This window comes from Pseudomonas sp. IT-232MI5 (assembly GCF_949767845.1).
Classification (GTDB): Bacteria; Pseudomonadota; Gammaproteobacteria; order Pseudomonadales; family Pseudomonadaceae; genus Aquipseudomonas.
In genome coordinates, this window is record NZ_CATKQE010000018.1 from 1 (window position 1) to 13603 (window position 13603).

Below are 13603 nucleotides of genomic sequence, written 5' to 3' on the forward strand. Positions count from 1 at the left end.
GGAGCAAGCCTTTTGGGTTACCTTTTCGGCGATTGGAAAAGGTGACCCGCCGTAAGGGCGGAACCCTAATCAGCCGTTACCGCAGCAACGGATATACACCCAAAACGATCAAACCACATCAACCGATACGTGAATCGCATCATGCCGCCAAAACTCCAGATCACAATCAATCAACCGCTCATGCTGATCATAATTAACCCGAGCAATCCGCAACCCCGGACTCCCGACAGAAACTCGCAAGGCCGCCGCCGCATCCACCGACAATGACGTCGGCACAATCTCAAAGCGCACCCGCCCATAGTGCAAATCGTAATACCGCGCATACAACTCGGTCATCGACTGATTCAAATCAAACTCAAGAATCCCCGGAAAAAACTGCGGATTCAAATAGTGCTCCACATACAACACCAACCGCCCATCAATGCGCCGCGACCGGCAAATCTGAATCACGCTCGACAACGCCGGCAGTTGCAACCACGCACACACCGCCGCCGAAGCCGGCTGCAAACGCGCCGAAATCACCTCAGTCGACGGCACCCGCCCCTGCGCACTGACCATCGCGTGAAAGTGACTTCTCTGCATCAGGTTGTAGGCCAGACGCGGCGGCGAGACGAACCAGCCACGGCGCTCCTCACGATAAATCTGCCCCTGCGCCTCCAGTTGCAACAACGCCTCTCGCACAGTAATCCGCGTCGTGCCGAACAACTCACTGAGCTTGCGCTCGGCCGGCAGCTTGCTGCCTGCCGCCAACAACCCGTGATCAAGCTGCTCCTGCAACACCTGGCCAATCGCTGTCACCGCTTTTGTTGCCTCATCGCGCATCAACGTTACCTATCTGGACTAGACCAGCACTGTTTCGGGGCAAAACCGCACGGCAATCGAGCCGTTTCCTGATATTGCAAGCCTAGGCAGTGCAGATGACCGAGAGATGACAAAACTACCGAACGGTCGTCCTCACGACTTGCAATACATCGGCCAAGTCCCTTGCTCTGCGGGCCTTTGAGCATGGTCTACGCTTATCTGGCAGCCGCCAATACCGGGCAAACAAGAGGCCTGACACAAGGCCGCCGACATCAAAGTGTCATCCAGCCCCCTTAAATTGGCTCAGGTATTGCTGACCTAGACCAACACACACCGCAATCGCAGCGTTGAACACGACCAAGGAGCTTCGGAATGAAACAGCTTTTCCTGGCAACACTGTTAGGCTCGACCATTGCAATGTGCACCTCCGCTATGGCGGCCGGCACCGATCTGAAAACCCTCGAAGCCGCTGCGAAAGCGGAAGGCGCCGTCAACAGCGTCGGCATGCCCGATGACTGGGCCAACTGGAAAGGCACCTGGGAAGACCTGGCCAAAACCTACGGCCTCAAGCACATCGACACCGACATGAGTTCGGCCCAGGAAATCGCCAAGTTCGCCGCCGAAAAAGACAACGCCACCGCTGACATCGGCGACGTCGGTGCCGCCTTCGGCCCGATCGCGGTCAAGCAAGGTGTGGTGCAACCGTACAAGCCAAGCACTTGGGATCAAGTCCCGGACTGGGCCAAGGACAAGGATGGCAACTGGGCGCTGGCCTACACCGGCACCATCGCGTTCATCGTCAACAAAAAGCTCCTGCACGGTTCCGAAGTTCCGACCAAATGGGCAGACCTCAAGGGCGGCAAATACAAGGTTTCCATCGGTGACGTGAGCACCGCCGCCCAAGCCGCCAACGGCGTTCTCGCGGCGGCACTGGCCAACGGTGGCGACGAGAAAAACATCAAACCCGCCCTGCTGCTGTTTGCAGACATCGCCAAGCAAGGTCGCCTGTCGATGGCCAACCCGACCATCGCCACCATGGAAAAAGGCGAAATCGAAGTTGGTGTGGTCTGGGACTTCAACGGCCTCAGCTACAAAGCCAAGATGGCCAACCCGGATGACTACGTGGTGCTGATCCCGTCCGACGGTTCGGTGATTTCCGGCTACACCACGATCATCAACAAGTACGCCAAAAACCCTAACGCCGCCAAGCTGACCCGCGAATACATCTTCAGCGACGCCGGCCAGACCAACCTCGCCCGCGGCAACGCCCGTCCGATCCGCGCCGAGCACCTGCAACTGCCGGAAGACGTGAAGGCCAAACTGCTGCCGAACGAACAGTACAAAAAGGTCACCCCGATCAAAGACGCCGATGCGTGGGAGAAGACTTCCAAGGCCCTGCCACAGCAGTGGAACGAGGAAGTCATCGTAGAGATGAAGTAATCCTTCATCTGTAGGAGCTGCCGCAGGCTGCGATCTTTTGATCTTGCCCTTTAAAAGCAACATCAAAAGATCGCAGCCTGCGGCAGCTCCTACAGGGGTTGGTTCCAGTTTTGTTTTCGGAGTTTTTGCCCCTATGAAGCACAACGTCATCCTTGTCGTGCTCGACGGCCTCAACTACGAGGTCGCGCGTCACGCCATGGGGCATCTGCAGGCTTATGTTGGCGCAGGACGCGCCGCGCTCTATCAACTGGAGTGCGAACTGCCGGCCCTGTCCCGACCGCTTTATGAATGTATCCTCACCGGCGTGCCGCCGATCGACAGCGGCATCGTCCACAACAATGTCTCGCGCCTGTCCAACCAGCGCAGCATTTATCACTACGCCCGCGACGCCGGCCTGAAAACCGCAGCAGCGGCGTATCACTGGGTCAGCGAGTTGTACAACCGCTCACCGTTCGTAGCCGCGCGCGACCGCCATACCGACAATCTGTCGCTGCCGATCCAGCACGGGCATTTCTACTGGAGCGATCACTACCCGGATTCGCACCTGTTCGCCGACGCCGAAAACCTGCGCCTGCGCCACGATCCGAATTTCCTGCTGATCCACCCGATGAACATCGACGACGCCGGGCATAAGCACGGCCTCGACTCTTCGCAATACCGCAACAGCGCGCGCTTCGCCGACATCATCCTTGCCGACTATCTGCAGAACTGGCTCGACGCTGGCTATCAAGTGCTGGTAACTGCCGACCACGGCATGAACAACGATCGCTCACACAACGGCCTGCTGCCGGAAGAACGCCAGGTGCCGCTGTTTGTCCTCGGTGAAGCCTTCAGCCTCAACGCCGATGCCGCACCGAAACAGACGGAAATCTGCGGCACCGTCTGCGAACTACTCGGCGTGCCCCACGACAAACCTGTGTGCCGGGAGTTGCTCAAGTGAACTCAATAATTCGCGGCAAATGGCTGGCGGCGCTGTGCGTGGTGCCCTTCGCGCTGTTCTTTATCGTCTTCGAAATCGCCCCGCTGACCTGGGTGATGATCAGCAGTCTGCAATCGGAAGAGTTCGGCTGGGGCTTGGCCAACTTCAGCAAGATCTTCAGTTCGAAGTTCTACTTGCAGGCGATCCAGTACAGCCTCGAAATCAGCTTCTGGTCGAGCTTGTTCGGCATCATCATCGCCGTACTCGGTGCGTATTCCCTGCGCCGGGTCGACTCGAAACTGCGCAATTTCGTGAATGCCTTCGCCAACATGACCAGCAACTTTTCAGGCGTACCCTTGGCCTTCGCGTTCATCATCCTGCTCGGTTTCAACGGCAGCATCACCATCATGCTCAAGCAGTCGGGGATCATTCAGGACTTCAACCTGTACTCGAAAACCGGGTTGATCATTCTCTACACCTACTTCCAGATTCCCCTCGGCGTGTTGTTGCTCTACCCGGCCTTCGACGCTTTGCGTGAAGACTGGCGCGAGTCCGCCGCACTGCTTGGCGCCAATGGCTGGCAGTTCTGGCGGCATATTGGTTTGCCTGTGCTGACGCCTGCATTGCTCGGGACGTTCGTGATTCTGCTGGCCAACGCCCTCGGCGCCTACGCCACTGTCTATGCGCTGACTACCGGCAATTTCAACGTGCTACCGATCCGTATTGCAGCGATGGTCTCCGGCGATATTTCCCTCGACCCGAATCTGGCCAGCGCCCTGGCCGTGGTGCTGGTGGCGTTGATGACCATCGTCACCGTCGTGCATCAACTGCTGTTGAAGAGGAGCTACCATGTCTCGCGCTGAATCCGGCCCGGCCGGCCTCTACCACCGCGTCGTGGTTTATCTGTTGTTCGCCATCCTCTTGCTGCCACTCGTGGGCACGCTGGTCTATTCGATCGCCAGCAGTTGGTCAGCGACCATCCTGCCCAGCGGTTTCACCTTCAAGTGGTACATCCAGTTGTGGAGCGATCCGCGTTTCCTGCACGCCTTCGGCCAGTCATTGCTGGTCTGCGTTGGCGCGCTGGTGCTTTCAGTCGTGCTGATCCTGCCGCTGCTGTTCGTCGTGCATTACCACTTTCCGAAACTCGATGCGCTGATGAACATCCTTATCCTGCTGCCCTTCGCGGTGCCGCCGGTGGTGTCGTCGGTGGGACTGTTGCAACTTTACGGTTCCGGGCCGATGGCCATGGTCGGTACACCGTGGATTCTGATCGGCTGCTACTTCACCGTGGCGCTGCCGTTCATGTACCGGGCGATCACCAACAACCTGCAAGCGATCAACCTGCGCGACCTGATGGACGCTGCGCAACTGCTTGGCGCCAGCACCTTTCAAGCGGCGTTTCTGGTGGTGCTGCCGAATCTGCGCAAAGGCCTGATGGTCGCGTTGCTGCTGTCGTTCTCGTTCCTGTTCGGGGAGTTCGTTTTCGCCAACATTCTGGTCGGCACGCGCTACGAAACCCTGCAGGTTTATCTGAACAACATGCGCAACAGCAGCGGTCACTTCACCAGTGCGCTGGTCATCTCGTATTTCTTTTTCGTGCTGGTCCTGACCTGGATCGCCAACATCTTGAACAAGGACAAAAGCGAATGAGCTATGTCAGCGTCCAACACCTGCAGAAAAGCTACGCCGGCACGACCGTGTTCAGCGACATCGACTGCGAAATCAACAAGGGTGAATTCGTCACCCTGCTCGGCCCCTCCGGTTGCGGCAAATCCACACTGCTGCGTTGCATCGCCGGCCTGACACCGGTCGATGGCGGTAAGATCCTCCTTGATGGCGTCGATATCGTGCCGTTGAGTCCGCAGAAACGCGGGATCGGCATGGTGTTTCAGAGCTATGCGCTGTTCCCCAACATGACCGTGGAACAGAACGTTGCCTTCGGTTTGCGCATGCAGAAGGTCAATGCCGACGACAGCCATAAACGCGTTTCCGAGGTGTTGAAACTGGTTGAACTGAACGACTTCGCCAGCCGCTATCCGCATCAGTTATCCGGTGGTCAATGCCAGCGGGTGGCCCTCGCCCGTTCGCTGGTCACGCGTCCGCGTCTGTTGCTGCTGGACGAGCCGCTGTCGGCGCTCGACGCACGGATTCGTAAACACCTGCGCGAACAGATCCGTCAGATTCAACGCGAACTCGGCCTGACGACGATTTTCGTCACCCACGATCAGGAAGAAGCGCTGACGATGTCTGATCGCATTTTCCTGATGAATCAGGGAAAAATCGTACAAAGCGGCGATGCCGAAACCCTGTACACCGCCCCCGTCGATGTGTTCGCCGCTGGCTTCATCGGCAACTACAACCTGCTCGATGCCGACGACGCATCAAAGCTGTTGCAGCGCCCGATCAACCACCGCATCGCGATTCGCCCGGAAGCCATCGAGCTGAGCCTGGAAGGCGAACTCGACGCGCAGATCCGCAGCCACAGTCTGCTCGGCAACGTCATCCGTTACCGCATCGAAGCGCGGGGCGTGGAACTGGTGGTGGATGTGCTCAACCGCTCGGCGGCCGATCTGCATCCCGACGGTCAGCGTCTGGCGCTTTCCATCGATCCGACGGCCCTGTGTGAGGTAGCCTGATGACTTTGCTGACGTTGAAGAGAGAACTGCACTGATGGCTCTGGCAATTTTTGATCTGGACGAAACCTTGATCCACGGCGACTGCGCCACCCTCTGGAGCGAGCAGATGGGGCGCCTGGGCTGGGTCGATCCTGAATCGTTCATGCGCAAGAACAACGAACTGATGGACGCCTACAGCCATGGCAAATTGCGCATGGAAGACTACATGGAATTCAGCCTGGAACCGCTCATCGGCCGCACACCGGAAGAAGTCGAGCATCTGGTTGGCCCGTGGGTGGAAGACTTCATTGAACCGATCATCTTCAGCGACGCGACCAAAACCATCGCCGCCCACCGCAAGGCCGGCGACCGCATTCTGGTGATCTCGGCGTCGGGCACGCATCTGGTCAGACCGATTGCCGATCGACTGGGCATCGATGAAATTCTGGGGATCGAACTGGAAGTCGCCCACGGCGTTTACAGCGGCCACACCGTTGGCACCCTGACCTACCGCGAAGGCAAGATCACCCGTTTGCTGGAATGGCTGGATGCCGAAGAGGAGAACCTCGAGGGCGCGAGTTTCTATTCCGACTCACGCAATGATTTGCCGTTGTTGCTGAAGGTGGATTTCCCGCATGTGGTCAACCCGGACCCAGTGCTGCTGGAACACGCCGAAAAGGCCAACTGGCCAATTCACCTCTGGAAATGACAAAGATTTAATCTGCACAGGCAGGCTGATATTCCAAACCTGAGTTCGACCCGATGCATCAGGTCGATGTAGCCCGGCAGAACAACCCGGTCAGTCCCCTCTCCCTTTGGGAGAGGGTTAGGGTGAGGGGCTTTTTGCCTTGATCTCAGCTCAGACTTTCGTCAATCACCAATACCAGTTTGCCCGCCACCGTATTACTCGCCAACTCCGCAAACGCCGCCTCGGCATCCTTCACCGCAAACGCCTTGGCCAACTGCGGACTCAACCGCCCCTCGGCAAACAGCGGCCACACCTGCTGACCCAGATCACTCAACAGATCCGCCTTGAACTGATCGTCACGACTACGCAACGTCGAGCCCAGCAGTTGCACACGCTTGGCCAAGACCTGCGCCAGATCCAGTTTCGCCTCACGCCCGCCCATCAAACCGATCAACACCCAGCGTCCATCCAGCGCCATCAGCTTCAGGTTCAGCGCCGAATAATTACCGCCGACCGGGTCGAGAATCACGTTGAACGGCCCAAAATCGCGCAGGCTCTCCAGATCATCGGTGCGCACCACCCCGCCCTGCGCACCCAGCGCTTCACAGTAGGCCAAACGCTCAGCCGAACCGACGCTGACCCAACATGGATTGCCAAACGCCTTGCACAACTGAATCGCGGCTGAACCGATTCCACTTGCGCCGGCGTGCAAGAGAACTTTCTCACCCGGTTTGAGCGCCGCAAGTTGAAACACATTCAGCCAGACTGTTGCGTAAACCTCGGGCAATGCGGCCGCCTCAATCAGCGAGACGCCTTCGGGAACCGGCAGCACGTGCCGCCCGTCGACGACCACCTCTTCGGCCATGCCACCCCCGGCCAGCAAGGCGCAAACCCGATCGCCGACCTGCCACGCACTGCCCGCGCCGACCTCGCTGATCACCCCGGAACACTCAAGACCGAGCACTTGGCTGGCCCCTGGCGGTGGCGGATAAAGCCCTGCTTTCTGTAATAAATCGGCGCGATTGAGGCCCGCTGCCGCCACTCGGATGCGGACTTGTCCTACATCACACGTAGGACTCGGCTCTTCAACCCATGCCACTTGACCGTCAACGCCTTGCAATGCCTTCACAGTGCCTCCATAGTGAGTCTGGACTGAGCCCGAAGCTGTAGCGCCGGGCTTTTTGCATTATGCGACCGGCTCTCGTAGAACCGGCGACTTCAAAGACGGCCTAATATGCGTTATCAATTGTCCCCGCGTCGAATCAGCATGAAGCATTTGCTCCCCAGCACCGCCCTCGCTCTTTTCATCGGTATCGGTTTGTTGCCGGTGTCGGGCAATACATTCGCAGCCAACAGCTGGGACAAATTGCAGCCTGATCGCGATGAAGTCATCGCCAGTCTGAACGTCGTCGAGTTGCTCAAGCGTCACCACTACAGCAAGCCGCCGCTTGACGATGCCCGCTCGGTGATCATCTACGACAGCTACATAAAGCTGCTGGATCCGTCGCGCAGCTACTTCATGGCCAGCGACATCGCCGAGTTCGACAAGTGGAAGACCCAGTTCGACGACTTCCTCAAAAGCGGCGACCTCAACGCCGGGTTCACCATCTACAAGCGCTACCTGGACCGCGTCAAGGCGCGTCTGGACTTCGCCCTTGCCGAGCTGAACAAAGGCGTCGACAAGATGGATTTCAACACCAAGGAGACCTTGCTGATCGATCGCAAGGACGCCCCTTGGCTGAAATCCACCGCAGAGCTGGATGACCTGTGGCGCAAACGCGTCAAGGACGAAGTCCTGCGCCAGAAGATCGCCGGCAAAGAGCCGAAGCAGATTCAGGAAACCCTGACCAAGCGCTACAAGAACCAGTTGGCGCGCCTGGACCAGACCCGTCCGGAAGACATCTTCCAGGCGTACATCAACACCTTCGCCATGTCGTACGATCCGCACACCAACTATCTGTCGCCGGATAACGCGGAAAACTTCGACATCAACATGAGCCTGTCCCTCGAGGGCATCGGTGCCGTGTTGCAGAGCGATAACGACCAGGTGAAAGTCGTGCGTCTGGTGCCGGCAGGCCCGGCCGACAAGACCAAACAGGTCGCCCCGGCCGACAAGATCATCGGCGTTGCCCAAGGCAACAAAGAAATGGTCGACGTGGTCGGCTGGCGTCTGGATGAAGTGGTCAAGCTGATCCGTGGTCCGAAAGGCACCGTGGTGCGTCTGGAAGTGATTCCGGCGAGCAATGCGCCGAACGACCAGACCACCAAGATCGTGCCGATCACCCGTGAAGCGGTGAAGCTCGAAGACCAGGCGGTGAAGAAGTCCGTGCTCAACCTGAAACAGGACGGCAAGGACTACAAACTCGGCGTCATCGAGATCCCAGCCTTCTACCTCGACTTCAAGGCTTTCCGTGCCGGTGATCCGGACTACAAGAGCACCACTCGCGACGTCAAGAAGCTGCTCACCGAGCTGCAGAAAGACAAAGTCGACGGCGTGGTCATCGATCTGCGCAACAACGGCGGCGGTTCCCTGCAGGAAGCCACCGAGCTGACCAGCCTGTTCATCGACAAAGGCCCGACCGTACTCGTACGTAATGCCGATGGCCGTGTCGACGTACTCGAAGATGAAAACCCGGGCGCGTTCTACAAAGGCCCGATGGCACTCTTGGTCAACCGCTTGTCCGCCTCGGCTTCGGAGATTTTCGCCGGCGCCATGCAGGACTACCACCGCGCGCTGATCATCGGTGGCCAGACCTTCGGTAAAGGCACCGTGCAGACCATTCAGCCGTTGAACCATGGCGAACTGAAACTGACCCTGGCCAAGTTCTACCGGGTTTCCGGTCAGAGCACCCAGCATCAGGGCGTGTTGCCGGACATCGACTACCCGTCGTTGATCGACACCAAGGAAATCGGCGAGAGCGCACTGCCGGAAGCCATGCCGTGGGACACCATCCGCGCGGCAATCAAACCGGCGGCCGATCCGTTCAAGCCGTACCTGGCGCAGCTCAAGTCCGAACATGACACACGCACCGCCAAAGATGCCGAGTTCGTGTTCATCCGTGACAAGCTGGCCCTGGCGCAGAAACTGATGGAAGAAAAAACCGTCAGCCTTAACGAAGCCGAGCGTCGCGCGCAACATACCGATATCGACGCCAAGCAACTGGCCATGGAAAACATCCGTCGCAAAGCCAAAGGCGAAGAGCCACTCAAAGAGCTGAAGAAAGAAGACGACGACGCCCTCGCGGCCGCCGAGCCGGACAAGGTCAAACCAGAAGACGATGCCTACCTGAGCGAAACCGGGCGAGTACTGCTGGATTACCTGAAGCTGAGCAATCAGGTGGCCAAGAAGTAAGGTGATGGCAATTTAATGCTGAAGATCCCCGGATCGTCATCAAACAGTCATCATTCTGTCGTGCAATAAAGGACTGGGAGCCACTCTCTTCATCGAGAGCGCTCCCAGTCCTTTTTTTATCGCCAGAGATAGCCATGACCACGACCGAACAGCTGAGTGCCTTGAGCTCGATCCTGACTCAAAGCGGATTACACAGCCTGTTCCAACCGATCATCTGTCTCTCCGAACGGCGCATTCTCGGCTACGAAGCCCTCACGCGCGGCCCGTCCAACAGCCCTCTTCACTCGCCCATCGCGCTGTTCGCCGTGGCCCGTCAGGCCGGGCGTTTGAGCGAACTGGAAATCGCCTGTCGGCAAAGCGCTTGCCGTCGCTTCAATGAGCAGCAACTGCCGGGCAAACTGTTTCTCAACGTCTCGCCTGAGTCCTTGCTGGAAGCCGCGCATCAACCGGGGCGCACGTTGCAACTGCTGCAGGATTTCGGCATTCCGCCGAGTCAGGTGGTCATCGAGCTGACCGAACAGACGCCCATCGACGATTTCCAGTTGCTGCAAACCGCCTTGCATCACTATCGGGCGATGGGATTTTCCATTGCGCTGGATGATCTCGGTGCCGGTTACTCAAGCCTGCGGTTATGGTCGGAATTGCGCCCGGATTACGTGAAGATCGATCGGCACTTCATCGATGGCATTCATCAGGACGCGCTGAAGCGCGAGTTCGTCGGCTCGATCCTGCAAATCGCCAAAGCCTCTCGCGCACAAGTCATCGCCGAAGGTATCGAGTTGCCGGAAGAACTCGCGGTGCTGACGGAAATGGGCGTCGATCTGGTGCAGGGCTACCTGCTTGGCCGCCCCCAAGAACACCCGCCCCGCGACGCCCGCGCCTTGATGCCCAAACACGACAGCAGCAGCGTTGCGCTGAACGACGAAGGCAGTGATCTCAGCGCCCTGCTCAACGACCAACCGGCCGTGCATCGCGACACCCCCACCGCCACTGTGCTGGAAGCCTTCCGCCGCCAGGCCAACCTCAACTCACTGGCGGTACTCGACGAACAAGGCCAACCCTGCGGCATCGTCCACCGCCACTCGTTATCGGATGCCCTGCTCAAACCGTTCGCCACCGACCTGTTCGCCCGTAAACCGATCAGCCGTCTGATGAACGACGATTTCCTCGCCGTGGAAATGAGCCAGTCGCTGCAACAAGTCAGCCGCCTGATCACCAGCCGCGCGCGGCAACGCATCGAAGAAGACTTCATCATCACCCTCAACGGTGGCTACCTGGGTCTTGGCCGGGTGATCGACGTGCTTAAACTGATCACCGAGTTGAAGATTCAACAGGCGCGGTATGCTAATCCACTGACCTTGCTGCCGGGTAATGTGCCGATCCAGCAATGCCTGACGCGGTTGCTGCAGCAGGGGCGCGAGTCGGTCATCTGCTATGTCGACATCGACAGTTTCAAACCCTTCAACGATATCTATGGCTACGGGCGCGGCGATGAAGTTCTGCTGTGTTTGGCGCAATGCCTCAACGAACGCGTCGACCCGTCCCGCGACTTCGTTGGTCACATTGGTGGCGACGACTTCCTCCTTGTCCTCGGTCCGGACGACTGGCGCAAACGCATCAACCAGTTGCTCGACGACTTTCAAAGCCAATGTCGCCGTTTCTATCGGCCTGAGCATCTGGAGGCTGGCTGCTTCATTGCCCCGAATCGGCAAGGCATTCGTCAAGAGTTTCCGCTGCTGTCGCTATCGATTGGCGTGGTCCACCTGCACCCCGAAGCCTGCGCACAACTCGACGCCAGTCAACTCGCGGAGATGGCATCGCAGGCGAAGCATCATGCGAAGAATGTTCCGGGGTATAGCGTGCATGTGCTCGACGATTTAGCGCCCACACCCCGAACGACGCAACTAGTTAGCTAAGACCACACGAGGTGCCGCCCTAGTAGCACACAAAGCGAGTCTGGAATTTCATTGTCCGAAATCTTTTTTTTCATTTCGATATCTTGTCAAACACCTTAACAAAACCCCCATAAAATATGGTTTATCGGCAACTTCTTGACCGAAATAAGTCGTCATACGATTGAATACGAGGTCAAAATTGTCATTCGTCATCAAGAAATGATGGACTGTTCCTATGAGGGATTCTTGCTCTGTATCTGTGTACTCATAAAATTCAGGCTTTAACAAAGTATCGAACAGCTCCGTCAACTGCTGCGAATCATTGACGTTTTTTTCAGCTATCAATCGCTCTCGCTCCATGTCGTGAGTATTTTCAATATCAAAAACAAACAGTAAATTTTTTATGTCCACAATCTCATATATCTTTTTCATCAATCAAAATCCGCGTACGAAGTTACGGTGTCGCCATTTGCTCTGAGAATAACTACAGCTTTCTTTTGCTGCCCATAAATCCCGTCTCTCGTATAACCTTCGCCAATGATCTTTCCCATATCCATGGGCCGTCTCGATGTTTGAAGATCGGTCCGCCGGAGTATCAGCTTGGCTCTGTAGATAGCATTTAACTGGTCTCTATGGCTGAGAAAATGAGTGGCCGCGCTAGGAATTTTAGGTGCTCCATGGTTTGGTCCACCGTAGTAAGTCTCTACTATCCCAGTTGTCGGATTCTTCCCTGTCATAATTCGTTCAAATTGAGATCGTAGAGTTGTTTGAGCTCCGTGCTTCTCTAAAAAGTGAGCGCCTTGTGTTGACCTCTCCATCTCCCCCAAACGCCGATAAGCATTTTCCTCCGCTAGTTCATCAATCCTCGCCCTACGCTCCTGCGCCGTCATCTTTGGCAGCGCTGGCTCACCCTCTTCTACCTTAGCGCCACCAATCCCACCCGGCGCCTCACACCCAGGCTTATTCGGCGGCGGGCAGTTAGAGCTCAACCCCAACGGATCCACCCACCCCGTCGGGTTCGGCACGTACTGGTACTGATTCAGCCCACCGGCCAACTTGATCGGATCCGGCGTCAGATACCGCCCCAGCCGCGGGTCGTAGTACCGGTGCCGGTTGTAATGCAGCCCACTTTCCCCGTCGAAGTACTGTCCCTGAAAGCGCAGCGGCTGGTTCAGGTAATCCTCGCCAGCCAGGGTCAGTGCGGCGATTTTGCCGTAGGCGTCGTATTGCGCGGACCAGACGATGTCGCCGCTGTAGTCGGTGAGTTCCTGCGGGGTGCCGAGGTGGTCGAGTTGGTAGTAGAAGGGGCAGGCTTTTTGCGGGCCTTTGCCGTCGAGCAAGGCGAGCGGGCGGAAGGTGCCGGGTTCGTAGACGTAGCTGCGGTATTCGTTTTCGCTGCTTTCGGCGACGAGATGGTCGCCCTGCCAGAAGAACTCGGTGGTCTCGCCGCCGACGGTTTTACTGATGCGCCGGCCGAAGGCGTCGTAGCGGTAGCTGGCGGTTTGGCCGTCGGGGCGGGTCAGGCCGATCAGGCGGTGCTGGCTGTCGTAGCGGTATTCAGTGACGAGAGTCTGCGCGCGGCCGCGACGTTCGCGGATCAGGTTGCCGAAGGCGTCGTAGTCGTAGTGGCGGTCGCCCTGCATCAGCAGGCGGTTGCCTTTGATCTGGCTGGGGCCGGGGCGGTCCTGCATCAGCAGGTTGCCGGCCGGGTCGTGGGCGAAGCTTTCCGGCAGTTCGTCACGTGAGTGGCGTACGCGGATGAGGCGGTCGAGGGCGTCGTAGCCGTAGGTGCGCTGGCCGTGGCGGCTGTCGGCGATGTGCGCGAGATTGCCGTTGGCGTTGTAGGCATAATCGCGGCGGAACAACGCATCGCGCTGATGGCCTACGGCATGC

Annotated in this window: 12 protein-coding genes; 8 read left to right on the forward strand and 4 right to left on the reverse strand. The window is 58.0% G+C overall.

Going from position 1 to position 13603, the window contains the following annotated elements:
* Positions 1-108: 108 nt before the first annotated feature.
* Positions 109-822: a UTRA domain-containing protein gene (locus ACM6JQ_RS13240; protein WP_414893967.1), complete on the reverse strand. Its 714-nt coding sequence runs from the start codon at positions 820-822 to the stop codon at positions 109-111.
* 351 nt (positions 823-1173) lie between these two features.
* Here ACM6JQ_RS13240 and ACM6JQ_RS13245 point away from each other — a divergent pair, with 351 nt between their 5' ends.
* The 6 genes from ACM6JQ_RS13245 (at position 1174) to ACM6JQ_RS13270 (ending at position 6484) form a co-directional block, all read left to right on the forward strand.
* Positions 1174-2241 carry an ABC transporter substrate-binding protein gene (locus ACM6JQ_RS13245; protein WP_007916337.1) on the forward strand — a complete coding sequence of 356 codons (1068 nt, stop codon included), beginning with the start codon at positions 1174-1176 and terminating at the stop codon, positions 2239-2241.
* 133 nt (positions 2242-2374) lie between these two features.
* Positions 2375-3181, forward strand: coding sequence for an alkaline phosphatase family protein (locus ACM6JQ_RS13250; RefSeq protein WP_007916336.1), 807 nt, complete (start codon positions 2375-2377; stop codon positions 3179-3181).
* Positions 3178-4023: an ABC transporter permease gene (locus ACM6JQ_RS13255; protein ID WP_007916335.1), complete on the forward strand. Its 846-nt coding sequence runs from the start codon at positions 3178-3180 to the stop codon at positions 4021-4023. The genes ACM6JQ_RS13250 and ACM6JQ_RS13255 overlap by 4 nt, the downstream gene beginning before the upstream one ends.
* On the forward strand, positions 4010-4810 hold the full coding sequence (locus ACM6JQ_RS13260) for an ABC transporter permease (protein ID WP_007916333.1): 801 nt from the start codon (positions 4010-4012) through the stop codon (positions 4808-4810). The genes ACM6JQ_RS13255 and ACM6JQ_RS13260 overlap by 14 nt, the downstream gene beginning before the upstream one ends.
* On the forward strand, positions 4807-5796 hold the full coding sequence (locus ACM6JQ_RS13265) for an ABC transporter ATP-binding protein (protein ID WP_007916331.1): 990 nt from the start codon (positions 4807-4809) through the stop codon (positions 5794-5796). The genes ACM6JQ_RS13260 and ACM6JQ_RS13265 overlap by 4 nt, the downstream gene beginning before the upstream one ends.
* A gap of 34 nt (positions 5797-5830) precedes the next feature.
* Positions 5831-6484 (forward strand): HAD family hydrolase, encoded by a 654-nt coding sequence (locus ACM6JQ_RS13270; RefSeq protein ID WP_007916329.1) that lies wholly within the window; start codon positions 5831-5833, stop codon positions 6482-6484.
* Positions 6485-6629: 145 nt separating this feature from the next.
* On the opposite strand, the gene ACM6JQ_RS13275 is transcribed toward ACM6JQ_RS13270, so the two are convergent.
* Positions 6630-7592, reverse strand: coding sequence for a zinc-binding dehydrogenase (locus ACM6JQ_RS13275; protein WP_007916328.1), 963 nt, complete (start codon positions 7590-7592; stop codon positions 6630-6632).
* 138 nt (positions 7593-7730) lie between these two features.
* Between ACM6JQ_RS13275 and ACM6JQ_RS13280 the strand changes: the two genes are divergently transcribed.
* Entirely contained in the window at positions 7731-9815 is a 2085-nt protein-coding gene (locus ACM6JQ_RS13280; RefSeq protein WP_176472379.1) for a carboxy terminal-processing peptidase, read from the forward strand.
* A gap of 134 nt (positions 9816-9949) precedes the next feature.
* Positions 9950-11731, forward strand: a complete 1782-nt coding sequence (locus ACM6JQ_RS13285) for a bifunctional diguanylate cyclase/phosphodiesterase (RefSeq protein ID WP_414893968.1) — start codon at positions 9950-9952, stop codon at positions 11729-11731.
* A gap of 48 nt (positions 11732-11779) precedes the next feature.
* On the opposite strand, the gene ACM6JQ_RS13290 is transcribed toward ACM6JQ_RS13285, so the two are convergent.
* Positions 11780-12142, reverse strand: coding sequence for a hypothetical protein (locus tag ACM6JQ_RS13290; protein ID WP_123374687.1), 363 nt, complete (start codon positions 12140-12142; stop codon positions 11780-11782).
* Positions 12142-13603 (reverse strand): RHS repeat domain-containing protein (locus tag ACM6JQ_RS13295; protein WP_414893969.1); only part of this gene is annotated, 1462 nt, incomplete at its 5' end. The genes ACM6JQ_RS13290 and ACM6JQ_RS13295, both read right to left, overlap by 1 nt.